Annotated in this window: 18 protein-coding genes; 12 read left to right on the forward strand and 6 right to left on the reverse strand. The window is 60.4% G+C overall.

Annotation, left to right across the window (positions count from 1 at the left end; all coding sequences use genetic code 11):
* The first annotated feature begins 152 nt into the window (after nucleotides 1–152).
* The 9 genes from soxX to V1471_RS01905 all read left to right on the forward strand — a co-directional run bounded on the left by soxX (nucleotide 153) and on the right by V1471_RS01905 (nucleotide 7,844).
* Complete coding sequence (gene soxX, locus V1471_RS01865; protein ID WP_434286598.1) at nucleotides 153–641, forward strand: sulfur oxidation c-type cytochrome SoxX; 489 nt, start codon at nucleotides 153–155, stop codon at nucleotides 639–641.
* 40 nt (nucleotides 642–681) lie between these two features.
* On the forward strand, nucleotides 682–1,098 hold the full coding sequence (soxY, locus tag V1471_RS01870) for a thiosulfate oxidation carrier protein SoxY (RefSeq protein WP_434286599.1): 417 nt from the start codon (nucleotides 682–684) through the stop codon (nucleotides 1,096–1,098).
* Nucleotides 1,099–1,124: 26 nt separating this feature from the next.
* Complete coding sequence (gene soxZ, locus V1471_RS01875; protein ID WP_434286600.1) at nucleotides 1,125–1,454, forward strand: thiosulfate oxidation carrier complex protein SoxZ; 330 nt, start codon at nucleotides 1,125–1,127, stop codon at nucleotides 1,452–1,454.
* A 65-nt stretch (nucleotides 1,455–1,519) separates the two neighbouring features.
* On the forward strand, nucleotides 1,520–2,383 hold the full coding sequence (soxA, locus tag V1471_RS01880) for a sulfur oxidation c-type cytochrome SoxA (RefSeq protein WP_434286601.1): 864 nt from the start codon (nucleotides 1,520–1,522) through the stop codon (nucleotides 2,381–2,383).
* A gap of 107 nt (nucleotides 2,384–2,490) precedes the next feature.
* Nucleotides 2,491–4,188: a thiosulfohydrolase SoxB gene (gene soxB / locus V1471_RS01885; RefSeq protein WP_434286602.1), complete on the forward strand. Its 1,698-nt coding sequence runs from the start codon at nucleotides 2,491–2,493 to the stop codon at nucleotides 4,186–4,188.
* Nucleotides 4,189–4,247: 59 nt separating this feature from the next.
* Entirely contained in the window at nucleotides 4,248–5,528 is a 1,281-nt protein-coding gene (gene soxC, locus V1471_RS01890) for a sulfite dehydrogenase (RefSeq protein ID WP_434286603.1), read from the forward strand.
* Nucleotides 5,509–6,609 (forward strand): c-type cytochrome, encoded by a 1,101-nt coding sequence (locus V1471_RS01895; RefSeq protein WP_434286604.1) that lies wholly within the window; start codon nucleotides 5,509–5,511, stop codon nucleotides 6,607–6,609. The genes soxC and V1471_RS01895 overlap by 20 nt, the downstream gene beginning before the upstream one ends.
* Nucleotides 6,610–6,708: 99 nt before the next feature.
* A complete protein-coding gene (locus V1471_RS01900; RefSeq protein WP_434286605.1) occupies nucleotides 6,709–7,158 on the forward strand; it encodes a DUF302 domain-containing protein in 450 nt (149 codons plus the stop codon).
* 29 nt (nucleotides 7,159–7,187) lie between these two features.
* Nucleotides 7,188–7,844: a Crp/Fnr family transcriptional regulator gene (locus V1471_RS01905; protein WP_434286606.1), complete on the forward strand. Its 657-nt coding sequence runs from the start codon at nucleotides 7,188–7,190 to the stop codon at nucleotides 7,842–7,844.
* Between the two features lie 3 nt (nucleotides 7,845–7,847).
* On the opposite strand, the gene V1471_RS01910 is transcribed toward V1471_RS01905, so the two are convergent.
* Nucleotides 7,848–8,045: a YgaP family membrane protein gene (locus V1471_RS01910; protein WP_434286607.1), complete on the reverse strand. Its 198-nt coding sequence runs from the start codon at nucleotides 8,043–8,045 to the stop codon at nucleotides 7,848–7,850.
* A gap of 208 nt (nucleotides 8,046–8,253) precedes the next feature.
* Complete coding sequence (locus tag V1471_RS01915; RefSeq protein ID WP_434286609.1) at nucleotides 8,254–9,753, reverse strand: CoA-acylating methylmalonate-semialdehyde dehydrogenase; 1,500 nt, start codon at nucleotides 9,751–9,753, stop codon at nucleotides 8,254–8,256.
* 106 nt (nucleotides 9,754–9,859) lie between these two features.
* On the opposite strand from V1471_RS01915, the gene V1471_RS01920 reads away from it, so the two are divergent.
* The 3 genes from V1471_RS01920 to coaD all read left to right on the forward strand — a co-directional run bounded on the left by V1471_RS01920 (nucleotide 9,860) and on the right by coaD (nucleotide 11,906).
* Complete coding sequence (locus tag V1471_RS01920) at nucleotides 9,860–10,753, forward strand: LysR family transcriptional regulator (RefSeq protein ID WP_434286610.1); 894 nt, start codon at nucleotides 9,860–9,862, stop codon at nucleotides 10,751–10,753.
* Between the two features lie 90 nt (nucleotides 10,754–10,843).
* Complete coding sequence (locus tag V1471_RS01925) at nucleotides 10,844–11,278, forward strand: CBS domain-containing protein (RefSeq protein ID WP_434286611.1); 435 nt, start codon at nucleotides 10,844–10,846, stop codon at nucleotides 11,276–11,278.
* 133 nt (nucleotides 11,279–11,411) lie between these two features.
* Nucleotides 11,412–11,906, forward strand: coding sequence for a pantetheine-phosphate adenylyltransferase (gene coaD, locus V1471_RS01930; protein ID WP_434286612.1), 495 nt, complete (start codon nucleotides 11,412–11,414; stop codon nucleotides 11,904–11,906).
* Between the two features lie 82 nt (nucleotides 11,907–11,988).
* On the opposite strand, the gene V1471_RS01935 is transcribed toward coaD, so the two are convergent.
* The 4 genes from V1471_RS01935 to V1471_RS01950 all read right to left on the reverse strand — a co-directional run bounded on the left by V1471_RS01935 (nucleotide 11,989) and on the right by V1471_RS01950 (nucleotide 14,508).
* The gene (locus tag V1471_RS01935) at nucleotides 11,989–12,147 is read right to left on the reverse strand and encodes a hypothetical protein (RefSeq protein WP_434286614.1); all 159 of its coding nucleotides are present in this window, start codon (nucleotides 12,145–12,147) and stop codon (nucleotides 11,989–11,991) included.
* 163 nt (nucleotides 12,148–12,310) lie between these two features.
* On the reverse strand, nucleotides 12,311–12,961 hold the full coding sequence (locus V1471_RS01940; RefSeq protein ID WP_434286615.1) for a MarC family protein: 651 nt from the start codon (nucleotides 12,959–12,961) through the stop codon (nucleotides 12,311–12,313).
* A 281-nt stretch (nucleotides 12,962–13,242) separates the two neighbouring features.
* Nucleotides 13,243–14,244, reverse strand: a complete 1,002-nt coding sequence (gap, locus tag V1471_RS01945; protein WP_434286616.1) for a type I glyceraldehyde-3-phosphate dehydrogenase — start codon at nucleotides 14,242–14,244, stop codon at nucleotides 13,243–13,245.
* Nucleotides 14,245–14,364: 120 nt separating this feature from the next.
* Nucleotides 14,365–14,508 carry a hypothetical protein gene (locus V1471_RS01950; RefSeq protein WP_434286617.1) on the reverse strand — a complete coding sequence of 48 codons (144 nt, stop codon included), beginning with the start codon at nucleotides 14,506–14,508 and terminating at the stop codon, nucleotides 14,365–14,367.
* Nucleotides 14,509–14,571: the final 63 nt, after the last annotated feature.

The following is a 14,571-nucleotide window of genomic DNA, read 5'->3' on the forward strand; positions in this document are numbered from 1 at the left end:
AGAGCGAGTTAATCACGCCTCAAGGATGCATATGCAGCAAAATTCATTTTTTTGAATTTGTTGCTTGCCATGCGACAAATTGGCACGCTACGGTATGCAATAAGAACAACGCAGATATGCGGAAAACGAAGCACAGTCTTTAGGGAGGAGACATGAAACGCATCGCAATCAGCCTCGCCGGGTTCGCGCTCGGTGCCGTTGCGGCCCCGGTCATCGCACTGGCGGAGATCGCACCCGGTGACGTTCAGTTCGACGATTACGGCGCGGTCGAGACCTCGCTGACCGGGTCTTCCGGCAATGCGGACGAAGGCCGCAAGATCATGACGGAAAAGTCCTTGGGCAACTGCGTTTCCTGCCATGCGGCGGAGGCCTATGCCGACGTGCCGTTCCACGGCGAGGTCGGTCCCTGGCTTGACGGCGCGGGTTCCCGCTGGACCGAAGCCGAACTGCGCGGTCTGGTGATCAATCCGAAGAAGACCTTCGAGGGCACGGTGATGCCCGCGTTCTACAAGGTCGATGGCTTCAACCGCCCGGGCGACGCCTACACCGGCAAGGCCGCACCGGCCGATCTGCCGCCGATCCTCTCGGCCCAGCAGATCGAGGATGTGGTCGCCTATCTCATGACGCTGAAAGACGAGTGATCGTCGGTCGGCATTCCCAATCTCTAACGAGGAGCACACCATGAATCTCACACGACGTGACGCACTGGCTCTCGGTCTCGGCGCGACGGCAGCGGCCCTGCTGCCCTTCCGCGCCGTGGCGGCAGCCGATGACGCCATCGCCGCTTTCACCGGAGGCGCCGAGGCTGGCGCGGGTGGCATCACGCTCACCGCCCCGGAAATCGCCGAGAACGGCAACACCGTTCCGATCACCGTTGACGCCCCGGGCGCGGAAACCATCGCGGTCTTCGCCACCGGCAACCCCACCCCGGAAGTGGCCGCTTTTACCTTTGGCCCGCTGGCCGGGTCGCAAATGGCCTCCACCCGCATCCGTCTTGCTGGCACGCAGGACGTGGTTGCGATCGCGAAGATGGCTGACGGCTCGTTCGTCAAGGCCGCCGCGACCGTGAAGGTCACCATCGGCGGCTGCGGCGGCTAAGCGAACACATTTTCAGGAGAAAACCCATGGCAGCAGATGTCAAACCCCGCGTCAAAGTCCCCAAAACCGCCGCAGCAGGCGAGGTCATCGCGATCAAGACGCTGATCTCGCACCCGATGGAATCCGGGCAGCGCAAGGACAGCGACGGCAATGTGATCCCGCGCTCGATCATCAACCGCTTCACCTGCGAGTTCAACGGTCAGTCGGTGATCGACGTGACGCTGGAGCCGTCGATCTCGACCAACCCCTATATCGAATTCGATGCCACCGTGCCCGAGGCCGGTGAATTCAAGTTCACCTGGTATGACGACGACGGCTCCGTCTACGAGGACGTTAAGGCGATCGAAATCGCCTGACCAAGGCCTATGCGCGCGCCCTTGGAGGAGGGGGCGCGCGTAAACCCCAGGGAGGAGAGAAACGCATGAAACTGAAGAACACGCTTCGCACGGCTTGTACTGTGGCGGCTCTGACCGCTCTGGCGCTCGCGGCCCCGGCTTTGGCCGATGAAGACGCGGAACTGGTGATCAACGGCGAGATCGAGATCGTCACCAAGACGACGGCGCCGGCGCATCTGGAAGGTCATCTCGACGAGATCCTGTCCGGCTGGCGCTTCCGTTCCGATGACACGCAAGCGATGGAAATGGACGATTTCGACAACCCCGGCATGCTGGGCGCCGAGATGGGGTTCGATCAATTCGAAACCGTGATGGGCACCGAGGGCAAATCCTGTGCGGATTGCCATGACGGCGTCGAGAGCCTCGCCAATGTGCGTCCGACCTATCCGAAATGGAATGACGACAAGGAAGCGGTCTACACGATCCAGATGCAGATCAACGACTGTTTGACCGAACGGATGGGCGCGGAGCCGCAGAAATACGACAGCGTCACCATGCTGAACTTCGAGGCCGCCCTGTCGTCGGTTTCGCGGGGGATGCCGATGAACGTCGCGATCGACGGTCCGGTTCAGGCGACCTGGGAGCAGGGCAAGGAAATGTATTACACGCGTTTCGGCCAGCTCGATCTGTCCTGTTCCAACTGCCATGAGCAGAATTACGGCAACATGATCCGCGCCGACCACCTGTCGCAGGGGCAGACCAACGGCTTCCCGGTTTACCGGATCAAGGACAACAAGCTCACGGGCACCCATGGCCGGTTTAAAGGCTGTATCCGGGACACTCGCGCCGAGACGTTTAACGCAGGCTCGCCGGAATTCGTGGCGCTTGAACTCTATGTGGCGTCGCGTGGCAATGGCCTGTCCGTCGAGGGCCCGTCCGTCCGCAACTGATCTTTGAAGCCCCGCCGAGGATGGCTCGCGCGGGGCTTTCTCTCTCCCGATATATTCAAATTCCCGCATAATTCATGGATTTGTGCGGCATCTACGGAGCTACACGCATGATTTCACGTCGTGACTTCCTTCAGGTCTCCATGGCCGCCTCCGCCCTTTACGGCGCCTCCGGGTTTGGCAACTGGGCGCGTCTCGCGGCCCAACAAAGCCTGACGCAGGATCAGCTTCTGGAGTTCGACACCTTTGGTAACGTCTCGCTGATCCATGTCACCGACATCCACGCCCAGCTCAAACCGATCTATTTCCGCGAGCCGGAAATCAACATCGGCGTGGGCGGCAACAAGGGCGCGGTGCCGCATGTCACGGGGGCGGAGTTCCGCAAGCTCTACGGCATCGAGGACAATTCCCCTTCGGCTTACGCTCTGAGTTACAACGATTTTTCCGCTTTGGGCAAAGCCTATGGCAAGGTCGGGGGCCTCGACCGCGTGGCCACCGTGATCAATTCGATCCGCGCTGCGCGGCCCGATGCGCTTTTGCTCGATGGCGGCGATACATGGCATGGCTCCTACACCTGCTACCACACGGCGGGGCAGGATATGGTCAACGTGATGAACGCGCTGAAACCCGATGCGATGACCTTCCATTGGGAATTCACTTTGGGCTCAGAGCGCGTGCGCGAAGTGGTGGCCGATCTGCCGTTCGCGGCTCTGGGCGCGAATATTTTCGACGCCGAATGGGACGAACCGGCGGAGGATTTCGAGCCGTACAAATTCTTCGAACGTGGCGGCGTGAAGATTGCCGTGATCGGTCAGGCCTTCCCCTATATGCCCATCGCCAACCCCGGCTGGATGTTCCCGGAATACTCTTTCGGCATTCGCACCGAGCGGATGCAGGAAGTGGTCGACGAGGTGCGCGGCATGGGTGCGGAGCTGGTTGTTCTGTTGTCGCATAACGGGTTCGACGTGGACAAGAAAATGGCGAGCCTCGTCAAGGGCATCGACGTCGTTCTGTCCGGTCACACCCATGATGCGCTGCCGGAGCCGGTTCTGGTCGGCGAAACGATCATCATCGCCTCCGGGTCCAACGGCAAATTCGTGTCCCGCGTCGATCTGGACGTGCGCGACGGGCGGATGATGGGCTTTCGGCACAAACTCATCCCGATCTTCTCCGACGTGATCGAGCCGGACAAAGAGGTTTCCGCCCTGATCAATGAGCAGCGCGCGCCCTATGAAGAGGCGATGACCGAAGTGATCGGCGAGACCGATAGCGTGCTTTACCGCCGTGGCAATTTCAACGGCACCTGGGACGATCTGATTTGCGATGCGCTTCTGTCTGAGCGCGAGGCGGACATCGCGATGTCGCCGGGCGTACGTTGGGGCCCGAGCCTTCTGCCGGGCGACAAGATCACCCGCGAGGACATCTGGAATGCGACCTCGATGACCTATGGCAAGGCGTACCGTTCCGAGATGACCGGCGAGTTTATCCATACGATCATGGAAGACGTGGCCGACAACATCTTCAACCCCGATCCCTATTACCAGCAGGGCGGCGACATGGTGCGGATGGGCGGTCTTGGTTACCGCATCGACATTACCAAACCGCAGGGCGAGCGGATTTCGGAGCTGACGCTGTTGAAAACCGGCGAGCTGCTGGACCCGGCGAAGAACTATGTCGTCGCGGGCTGGGCCTCGGTCAACGAGGGCACCGAAGGGCCGCAGATCTGGGACGTGGTCGAGGATCACATTCGCAAACAGGGCGTGGTTCACGTCGAGCCGAACACCTCCGTCAAGGTCATCGGCGCCTGAGCGCCGGGGCCTCGCCACATGAAAATCGCACAGAAACGCATAAGAGGGAGACACGAGAGATGAGTGACACCCAGAACGGACAAAGTCGGCGCGCCTTCCTGCGCGGGGCGGCGGCCACCGGGGTCGGACTGGCCGCGAGCAAAGCCGCAGCTCAGGACGGTCCCGATCCGCTGATCACAGAGAAACAGGACTGGGCCATGTCCACCGGCGCGGGCGTGGATGAAACGCCCTACGGCCTGCCGATCAAATACGAAGGCGATGTCATTCGCCGCAACGTGCCGTGGCTGACGGCCGATCCGATTTCGTCGATCAACTTTACGCCGATCCATGCGCTCGACGGGACGATCACGCCGCAGGGCTGTGCCTTCGAGCGTCACCACTCCGGTGCGATTGAACTCCGCAAGGAAGATTATCGTTTGATGATCAACGGCTTGGTCGATCAGCCGCTGGTCTTTAGCTATGAGGATCTCGAACGCTTCCCGCGGGTGAACAAGACGTTCTTCCTCGAATGCGCGGCCAATACCGGCATGGAATGGGCGGGGGCGCAACTCAATGGCGCGCAGTTCACCCATGGCATGATCCACAACATGGAATACACCGGCGTGACGCTGCGCACGCTTCTGGAAGAGGCGGGGCTGGGTGCCGCGGGCGATCTTTCCGACAAATGGGTCTATGTCGAGGGCGCGGATGCGTCGTCGAACGGACGCTCGATCCCGATGGAAAAGGCGCTCGATGACTGCATGATCGCCTTCAAAGCCAATGGTGAAGCATTGCGCATGGAGCATGGCTATCCGGTGCGTCTGGTCGTTCCCGGTTGGGAAGGCAATATGTGGGTGAAATGGCTGCGGCGCATCGAAGTGACCGCGCAGGCCATTCAGTCGCGTGAGGAAACCTCGAAATACACCGACACGCTCGCGGACGGCACCTCGCGCAAATGGACCTGGGTCATGGATGCGAAATCCGTGGTGACCTCGCCCAGCCCGCAATCGCCGATCAAGCACGGCAAAGGCCCGCTGGTGATCACGGGGCTTGCGTGGTCGGGCCGTGGTGCCATCACCGGCGTCGATGTTTCCGTCGATGGTGGCAAGACATGGCAGAAAGCGCGGCTTGCCAATGAGGGCCAGTCGATGGCGCTCACCCGCTTCTATCTCGACACCACATGGGATGGCGAAGAGATGCTGCTCCAGTCGCGCGCCCATGACGACACGGGCTATGTTCAGCCGACCAAGGCGCAACTGCGCGACGTGCGCGGCGAGAATTCCGTCTATCACAACAACTGTATCCAGACCTGGCATGTCAAAACGAACGGGGAGGCGGAAAATGTCGAAGTTTCTTCCTAAACTGATCCTCACAACCGCCCTCTCCGCCACGCTGGCGATGCCGGCTTTCGCGGAAAAACTCGGCCTTGGCCGGGCGGCTCTGCCCGAAGAAATCGCGGCGTGGAACCACGATATTTCGCCCAATGGCGAGGGTTTGCCCATCGGCTCCGGCTCGGTTGAAGACGGCGAAATGATCTTTTCCGAGAACTGTGCCGTCTGTCACGGCGAGTTCGCGGAAGGCGTCGGCAACTGGCCGAAACTGGCGGGCGGCGATGGCACTTTGGCGGACAAGGATCCGCTGAAAACCATCGGCTCTTACTGGCCCTATCTCTCGACCGTCTATGATTATGTCCGCCGCTCCATGCCCTTTGGAAATGCGCAGACCATGTCCGACGACGACGTCTATGCGATCACCGCCTATCTGCTCTACTCGAACTATATCGTGGACGACGATTTCGTGTTGTCGAACGAGAATTTCCTCGATGTGGAGATGCCGAATGCCGGGGGCTTTGTCGTCGATGATCGGCCTTCGAGTGAATATGCGATCTTCACCGAGGCGAATGCCTGTTACGAGAACTGCAAGGACACGGTCGAGATCACCAAACGCGCAACCGTTCTGGACGTGACGCCGGAGGAAGCGGGCACGGAGAGCGTGACAGACGCCGCCGCCGTCGTCGAGGAGGCTGTCGAAACGCCGGTTGAGATGCCTGCGGTCGAAGAGGCTACGGCAGAGCCCGTTGCGGAAGAGGCGCCGGTCGAGATGGCAGCCATGTCCTTTGACGCCGATCTGGCGGCACAGGGCGAGAAGGTCTTCAAGAAATGCGCCGCCTGTCACCAGGTGGGCGAGGGGGCGAAGAACAAGACCGGGCCGGTGCTCAATGGCGTGGTCGGTGCGCCGATCACCCATATTTCGGATTTCAAATATTCCAAGGACTTCACGGACGCCCATGCCGAGGGGTTCTCCTGGACCGAGGCCAATCTGAGCGAATATCTGGCCAAGCCGAAAGCGATGTTCCCGAAGACAAAAATGACCTTTGCCGGTCTGAAAAAGGATGAGGAGATCGCCGCGGTGATCGAATACCTCAAATCGGTGTCGCAGTAAGACATCCTTTGCGAACAAGGGGGCGGCATCCGAACTGGGTGCCGCCCTTTTTCGTGGTATTATCTGTGGTATCATTCGGGAAATCAGGGAGGATTTTTCATGAACACCAAAGCTTTGACGGTGCTTTTGGCACTCGCGACCGGCGCAGGTCTCGGCGCGCCGGTTCTGGCGAACGATCAGGCGATCACCTTCGATTATGACGGCACATTCGAGGACGCGGCTTTTGCCGTCGAGGATGCGATCATCTCGAAGGGACTGGTGATCGACTACCGCAGCCACACCGGCGAGATGCTGGAGCGGACCCGCGAGGATGTCGGCTCCGATGTCGTGTTGTTCGATGCAGCGGATGTGTTCCTGTTCTGCTCGGCCACCGTGTCGCGTCAGGTGATGGAGGCCGATCCGATGAACATCGTGCATTGTCCCTATTCGATTTTCGTCGCCGATCAGGCGGGCAAGGTCACCATCGGCTTCCACGATTACCCCGATGGCCCGATGCAGGCGGTGGAGGATTTGCTGACAGAGATTGTGGAAGAGGCGACAAGCTTTTAAGAAGACCCCTTGAAGCAAAGGGGCACAGGATGGATTGGATCGACCGTTTTTCCGGTCTGGCGGAGCTGGAGCCGAAGGTGCGCGAGCGCCTCGTGAGCCAGTCGCAGATCGTGCACCTGCCGGAAAACACGGTGCTGTTCGGGCCGGGGAAAAGCCCGGAGAACCTTCTCATGCTGCTCGAAGGCACGGTTCGGGTGCAGCAAACCACCGAGGGGGGGCGCGAGATCGTGCTCTACCGGGTACATGCCGGGGAAAGCTGTGTGCTGACCACCGCCTGCCTTCTGGCTTATGAGGATTACAGCGCCGAGGGCATTGCCGAGACGGAGGTGGAGGCGGTCGCCATTCCGCGTCGGGTGTTCGACGATCTGGTGGCGCGCTCGCAGAGTTTCCGCAATTTCGTGTTTTCCGCCTATTCGCGGCGCATCACCGATCTGTTTCATGTGATCGAGGAAATCGCCTTTCAAAAGGTCGATATCCGTCTGGCACAGAAACTGCTCGGATTGTCCCGGGGCGCGGGGGAGCTGAAGGCGACGCATGCGCAACTGGCGGCGGAACTGGGCACGGCGCGGGAGGTGATCTCCCGCCAACTTCAGGAATTCCAACGCCGCGGATGGGTGAAAACCGCCCGCGGCGTGGTGTATCTCACCGATCGCGAAGCGCTCGATGCGCTGGCGCATTCGGGGTGACGATCATTTCTTGCAGGTGTTGATCCCGAAGATCGAATAGAGCGGGCAGGAGGAGATCAGCCCGGTCACCAGCGGGATGATCCCGATCAGATAAAGCCAGCGCAACGAGGCTTCGGTGTTCAGGAAGAACCCGAGGATGAGGGCAAGGCCGATCACGATGCGCAGGATGCGGTCAATACCGCCGACGTTCTTTTTCAACATGGAACTCTCCAGTGAGTCTTGGTTAACCTAAGATTTAGGCTACTGCGCAGCCGGGCGTCTGTCTGTAACAAACTCACATCCGTCATATACGTTGACGGATTTGCCGCAGGGCGGCGAGACTGCGTAAGAATATTGGAATAAAATAAGAAAAAGCGGGCTTTCAGGATGAAAGCCCGCCCGAATGTTCGATTTGTGAAGGCTTTTGAGCTTAGTCCATCGCCTTGAAGTTCAGCGCCACACCATCTTTGATGCCGGAGAACCAGCGCGAGGTGACCTTTTTGGTCTTGGTGTAGAATTTGAACGCATCGGGGCCGTATTGATCGAGATCGCCGAAGGCCGATTTCTTCCAGCCGCCGAAGGAATAATAGGACAGCGGCACCGGGATCGGGAAGTTGACGCCGACCATGCCGACATTCACACGCGCCACGAAATCGCGCGCGGTGTCGCCATCGGCGGTGTAGATCGCCGTGCCGTTGCCGTAATCGTTGTCGATGATCAGCTGAAGCGCCTCTTCATAGGTCTCCATGCGGACCTGCGACAGCACCGGGCCAAAGATCTCTTCCTTGTAGATGTCCATCTCCGGGGTGACGTCATCGAACAGGGTCGGGCCAACGAAATAGCCGTTCTCATAGCCCTGAATGCTCATGCCGCGCCCATCGGTGACAAGCGTCGCGCCTTGCTCGACGCCGGAGGTGATCAGGCTTTCGATGCGCGCTTTCGCCTGCGCGGTGATGACGGGGCCGTAATCGGTGTCGTCACCGGCGGTATAGGGCGCGACCTTGAGTTTCTCGATCTTCGGCACGAGTTTCTCGATCAGCTTGTCGGCGGTTTCCTTGCCCACGGGCACGGCCACGGAGACGGCCATGCAGCGTTCGCCTGCCGCGCCAAAACCCGCGCCGACCAGCGCGTCGGCGGCCTTGTCGAGATCGGCGTCCGGCATGATGATCATGTGGTTTTTCGCACCGCCGAAACACTGGGCGCGTTTGCCATTGGAGGCTGCACGACCGTAGATATATTGCGCGATCGGGGTCGAGCCGACAAAGCCCACGGCCTGAATCGTCTCGTTGTCGAGGATCGCGTCAACGGATTCCTTGTCGCCATGGACGACTTGCAACACGCCTGCGGGCACACCGGCTTCGGTGGCAAGCTCGGCCAGCATCAGCGAGGTCATCGGCGTGCGTTCCGAGGGTTTCAGGATCATGGCGTTGCCGGAGACCAGCGCCGGGCCCATTTTCCACAGCGGGATCATCGCCGGGAAGTTGAACGGCGTGATGCCCGCAACGACGCCGAGCGGCTGGCGGATGGCGTAAAGGTCGATGCCCGGACCCGCGTCGCCGGTGAACTCGCCCTTGAGCATCGCAGGCGCGCCCATGCAGACCTCGATCACTTCAAGACCGCGCTGAATGTCGCCCTTGGCGTCCGGCAGCGTCTTGCCATGCTCGCGGGACAGGCATTCGGCCAGCGCGTCCATGTTATCCTCGATCAGACGACCGAATTTCATCATGACGCGGGCGCGGCGCTGCGGGTTGACCTTGGCCCAGCCGATTTGCGCAACGGCTGCTTTCGCGACGGCATCGTCCAGCTCAGCGGGCGTTGCGAGAGGCACTTTGGCAATGGCCTCGCCGGTGGCCGGGTTGCGCACTTCGGAGAAACGACCGGACGTGCCGGCGACGTATGCACCGTTGATGTAATGTTTGAGCTCTTGCATGGGGTCCTCCATCTGACTTGTCCTAAAGTTAGCCTTGCGAAAATGGGTTAAAAAGGGCGAAGATTTCAAAAAGATTTTGCGTTTTTGCAAAATGAAAGGAGCCAAGATGAACTGGGACGATCTGCGGGTGTTTCTGGCGGTGGCGCGGACCGAAAGCCTCTCGGGCGCGGGGCGGCAGCTCAAGATCGATCCGGCGACGGTGGGGCGACGGATTGCGCGACTGGAAGAGGGGCTTGGCGTCACGCTGTTCGCGAAATCGCCGCAGGGCTATGAGCTGACCCGCGACGGCGGGCGGCTTCTGGCCCATGCGGAAACGGCGGAACAGGCGGTGACGCTGGGGGCCGAAACGCTTACGGAGGAGGGCGATGCGGGGCTCAAGGGGGTGATCCGCATCGGTGCACCGGATGGCTGCGCCAACTATGTCCTGCCCCGGGTGATTGCGCGAATCGCCCAAGACCACCCCGATCTTGAGATGCAGGTTATTGCCCAGCCGCGGCTGTTCAATCTCTCGAAACGCGAAGTCGATCTGATGGTGAGCGTGTCTGCGCCGACCGCCGGGCGGCTTCTGGTGCAGAAGATTACCGACTATCACCTGTCGCTAGCGGGGATGCGCCCCTACCTGCGGCGGCAACCGGGGATCAGAACCCTTGAGGATCTCGGCGCGCATAAGATGGTCGGCTATGTCCCGGATCTGATCTTCGACAAGGAACTCGACTATCTTGAGGAAATCGGCGTGAAACAGGTGGATTATACGTCGAATTCGGTCTCCGTGCAGCTCAACATGATCCGCGCCGAACTTGGGATTGGCGTCGTGCACGACTTTTGCCTGCCCTATGTGCCACGGATGCGCAGGGTTCTGCCGGAGCAGGTGCGGCTCAAACGTGCCTTCTGGCTGGTGCGTCACGAGGATGACCGCAAGGTCGAACGCCTGTCGAGATTTTGCGAGATTTTCACCCGGGAGATGCGGGAGGTCGTCGAGAAACTCGAAGCCGAGACTTGACAGATTGTCGCACCCCGGGAGAGGCTGAGGGAAGGGAGACAAGGGAGAGGGCTGCACCTGCGGCAGCCAATTGATAAAAAGGGAGGAACCATGCTCGTTGGACAAATTTTGAAAGCCAAGGCGATTGCGGAAACCGTGACCATTCGGCCGGATATGACGGTGGGAGAGGCGACGGAGCTTTTGTCCGCCCGCCGGATCGGGGCGGTGATCGTCGCTACGGATGCGAAACGCCCGGAAGGCATCCTGTCGGAGCGTGACATCGTGCGCGAATTGGGCCGGACCGGAGCCGAGGTGCTGACCCATAAGGTGGCGGATTTCATGACTCGCAAGCTGGTGAGCTGCAAGGCGGACGACACCGCGCTGGCCGTGCTGGAGCGGATGAGCGCCGGGCGCTTCCGTCACATGCCGGTGATGGATGGCGAGGAGATGATCGGCCTCGTGTCGATCGGCGATGTGGTCCAGGCGCGGCTCGATCAGCTCGCCATGGAGAACACCGCGCTCGAAGGCATGATCATGGGGCATTAAGCCGATCCGTGCCGGGAGAAACGCCGGAAGACAGGGAAAATTATCATGGGTGACGGGGCGTTCGCGCCCCAATCCTCTTGATTTCGCACCTGCAATATAGTTGCGTGCGCCAGAGGAAGAGGAGGAAGATCCCATGCGTATCGGCTTGTATCCCGGCACTTTCGACCCGGTGACCCATGGACATGGCGACATCATCCGACGGGCCTGTGCGCTTGTCGACCGGCTTGTCATCGGTGTGGCCATCAACCGCGACAAGGGGCCTTTGTTCAGTCTCGACGAGCGTGTCGAGATGCTCAAGGATTATACCGAGGGTTTTTCGGCGGACACCGGATGCGAGATCGTGGTGCATCCGTTCGAGAACCTTCTGATCCAATGTGCCCGCGATGTGAACGCCTCGCTCATCATCCGCGGCCTGCGAGCCGTGGCGGATTTCGAATATGAATATCAGATGGTTGGGATGAACCGGGCACTCGACAACAATATCGAGACCGTGTTCCTGATGGCCGATGCGCGGCATCAGGCGATTGCCTCGAAGCTCGTCAAGGAAATCGCCCGTCTCGATGGCGAGATTTCCAAATTCGTGTCACCAGCGGTGGAGGAGCGGCTTTTGGCGAAGTTCGGGCGCTGAGCCTTCGCCGGGCCGAACAGCGTCAGGCATGAAAAAAGCCCCGCTTGGGGGCCTTCTCATGCGCGGGTGCAGGGCGTCTGTCTCATCCGTAGATCGCCTCATGCGCCAGTTGGCGGGCGCGGGCGGCGTCGATGTTCAGGTCGGCTTTGACCTTGTCGGAGAGACTGTCAAGCTCGGCCAGAGTGCGGCGATAGGCGGCCCGTTTGCGGGCGGCGGTGGCGAGGGAAGCAAGCGTTTTCATGATGCCGGTCCTTTCAGGGCGTAAGCGTTTCGATGGCTCTGATATGCTCTCATTTTAGCGCTAACACCAATGCCGGTTCGCCAAGTTCGATATGCGATTTACGCATGGGTTTTGCGCGAAACGCATTGCTGTTTCGCAATATGTCTCGCGGGCTTGCGGGTGTTCAAAACGCCGGAATGACGCCGATGGAGACAAAGCCTTTGAGCACGACGTCCACCGCCACGGCGGCCAGCACCATGCCCATGACGCGCGAGATGATCGCGGCGCCGGTTTCTCCGAGGATGCGCAGGATTGGCTGTGCGGCCATCAGAATCAAAAGCGTGATGAACAGGACGACGATCATGATCGAGGCTGTCATCGCCTGATGAGCGAAGGAGAAACGGTCGTTGTCGGTGAGCATCACGACGGCCAGCATCGCGCCCGGAGAGGCAATCGAAGGCATGGCCAGAGGAAAGACGGAGACGCGCCGGGCCTGGTCCTGTTTGTCGCTATGGGGTCTTTCGACCTGAGCCGCCTCATGCGAGGGTTTGCCATCGCCAAAGATCATCGTGAGCGCGAAGAGAAACAACACCAACCCGCCTGCGATCTGGAAAGACGGCAGCCCGAGCCCGAGTGCATCCAGAACGGTTTGACCGAGCAGGATGAAGGCGAGCAGGATCAGGCAGGCGATGATCACGGCGCGGGCGGCAACCATGCGCGCGAGGCGGGGCGTCAGGCCCGCAGTCCCGGCGATGAAGACGGGCAGGGTGCCGATCGGATCAATGACGACCCAGAGGGTGATGAATTCGCTGAGAATGGTGGAAAGGCTGGGCATGGAACCTGTGGCTGGACGAAGAAAAGGGAGGTGGGGAGGCGGGAGGCTTATGGATCAGATAACATGCGATTTGCGGGGAACAAGCCTCAAGAGCGGTCCCATGACAATAAAAACGCCCCGGAGGGCTCCCCGGGGCGTTTGTCTCCCGTTCGCGCGGGATAAACGGGCTTCGCTCAGCCTGTCTTAGGGCTGAATCTGTCTCAGGCGATGCAAAACGCTTGCACTGCGCTTCAGGCGCGAGGGGGATGTCATGGCGGGGTTTTCACCCCGCCTGATCGGTTTTAGAGGAATTTCGCCATCGCGACGGCGGTGTCCGCCATACGGTTGGAGAAGCCCCATTCGTTGTCGTACCAGGTCAGGATGCGGCACATGGTGCCTTCCATGACTTTGGTCTGATCGGTGTGGAAGATCGAGCTGTGCGGATCGTGGTTGAAATCCGAAGACACGAGCTTGCGATCCGTGTAGCCGAGAATGCCTTTGAGCGGGCCGTTGGCGGCGGCGCGGATTTTCTCGTTGATCTCCTCCACGGTGGTTTCGCGGGCAGCCTCGAAGGTCAGGTCGACGACGGAGACGTTCGGCGTCGGCACGCGGATCGCGACACCGTCGAGCTTGCCCGCGAGTTCCGGCAGCACGAGACCCACGGCCTTGGCGGCCCCGGTCGAGGTCGGGATCATCGAAAGCGCTGCGGCGCGGGCGCGATACAGATCCTTGTGCATCGTGTCGAGCGTCGGCTGGTCGCCGGTGTAGGAGTGGATCGTGGTCATGAAGCCTTTCACGATCCCGATCTCATCGTTGAGCACCTTGGCGACCGGCGAGAGGCAGTTGGTGGTGCAGGAGGCGTTCGACACGATGATGTCATCGGCGGTCAGCACATCGTCGTTCACACCGAAGACGATGGTCTTGTCGGCACCTGCGGCGGGTGCGGAGACCAGAACGCGTTTGGAGCCGTTCTTCAGGTGCAGGGCGGCCTTTTCCTTGGCGGTGAAAATGCCGGTGCATTCCAGCGCGATATCGACATCCCCCCACGGAAGCTCTTCCGGGTTGCGGATGGCGGTTACCTTGATCGGGCCGCGACCGGCGTCGATCGTGTCTTCGGTGAATTTCACCTCGACCGGGAAGCGACCATGCACAGAGTCGAATTGCAGCAGGTGCGCGTTGGTTTCCACCGGACCCAGATCGTTGATCGCCACCACCTCGATATCGGTCCGCCCCGATTCGACAATGGCGCGCAGCACATTGCGCCCGATCCGACCAAATCCGTTAATTGCGACTTTCACGGCCATAACAGCACCTCCTTGACGCTTTGGCTGACGGGACCCTGTCCCATCTCATGTGATCCGCAAGGAGACGTGCCCCTTGCGCAAATATGTATAAGGCGACCGTCACCGGTCCCATGACAGCGATCAGCGCCAGAATGCGATCCAGGTGAGCAGCCGAAGCCATTCCCGGGCCAGAAACAAAGATCCTGCACCCCCGGTCAGTCCGAAATCGAGGCCGAGCGCGATCAAAATCACGATGGCGAGGCCCAGGGCAATCTGATTGGTCATATTCTCGCGCTAACGTCTGTCTTGGGGGCACAATGCGACAGGGGTGTGAAGAAAAAAAGGGGG

The sequence above is a fragment of the Celeribacter sp. SCSIO 80788 genome (assembly GCF_051054295.1).
In the GTDB taxonomy this organism is placed as follows: domain Bacteria; phylum Pseudomonadota; class Alphaproteobacteria; order Rhodobacterales; family Rhodobacteraceae; genus Celeribacter.

Bases quoted from the DNA above. Each gene is read 5' to 3' on its own strand.
- V1471_RS01920 (WP_434286610.1), top strand. From the start codon at position 9,860: ATGAACTGGGACGATCTGCGGGTGTTTCTGGCGGTGGCGCGGACCGAA.
- coaD (WP_434286612.1), top strand. From the start codon at position 11,412: ATGCGTATCGGCTTGTATCCCGGCACTTTCGACCCGGTGACCCATGGA.
- V1471_RS01950 (WP_434286617.1), bottom strand. From the start codon at position 14,508: ATGACCAATCAGATTGCCCTGGGCCTCGCCATCGTGATTTTGATCGCG.
- V1471_RS01905 (WP_434286606.1), top strand. From the start codon at position 7,188: ATGGATTGGATCGACCGTTTTTCCGGTCTGGCGGAGCTGGAGCCGAAG.
- V1471_RS01910 (WP_434286607.1), bottom strand. From the start codon at position 8,045: ATGTTGAAAAAGAACGTCGGCGGTATTGACCGCATCCTGCGCATCGTG.
- V1471_RS01915 (WP_434286609.1), bottom strand. From the start codon at position 9,753: ATGCAAGAGCTCAAACATTACATCAACGGTGCATACGTCGCCGGCACG.
- V1471_RS01925 (WP_434286611.1), top strand. From the start codon at position 10,844: ATGCTCGTTGGACAAATTTTGAAAGCCAAGGCGATTGCGGAAACCGTG.
- gap (WP_434286616.1), bottom strand. From the start codon at position 14,244: ATGGCCGTGAAAGTCGCAATTAACGGATTTGGTCGGATCGGGCGCAAT.
- V1471_RS01935 (WP_434286614.1), bottom strand. From the start codon at position 12,147: ATGAAAACGCTTGCTTCCCTCGCCACCGCCGCCCGCAAACGGGCCGCC.
- soxY (WP_434286599.1), top strand. From the start codon at position 682: ATGAATCTCACACGACGTGACGCACTGGCTCTCGGTCTCGGCGCGACG.
- soxX (WP_434286598.1), top strand. From the start codon at position 153: ATGAAACGCATCGCAATCAGCCTCGCCGGGTTCGCGCTCGGTGCCGTT.
- soxA (WP_434286601.1), top strand. From the start codon at position 1,520: ATGAAACTGAAGAACACGCTTCGCACGGCTTGTACTGTGGCGGCTCTG.
- soxC (WP_434286603.1), top strand. From the start codon at position 4,248: ATGAGTGACACCCAGAACGGACAAAGTCGGCGCGCCTTCCTGCGCGGG.
- soxZ (WP_434286600.1), top strand. From the start codon at position 1,125: ATGGCAGCAGATGTCAAACCCCGCGTCAAAGTCCCCAAAACCGCCGCA.
- soxB (WP_434286602.1), top strand. From the start codon at position 2,491: ATGATTTCACGTCGTGACTTCCTTCAGGTCTCCATGGCCGCCTCCGCC.
- V1471_RS01940 (WP_434286615.1), bottom strand. From the start codon at position 12,961: ATGCCCAGCCTTTCCACCATTCTCAGCGAATTCATCACCCTCTGGGTC.
- V1471_RS01900 (WP_434286605.1), top strand. From the start codon at position 6,709: ATGAACACCAAAGCTTTGACGGTGCTTTTGGCACTCGCGACCGGCGCA.
- V1471_RS01895 (WP_434286604.1), top strand. From the start codon at position 5,509: ATGTCGAAGTTTCTTCCTAAACTGATCCTCACAACCGCCCTCTCCGCC.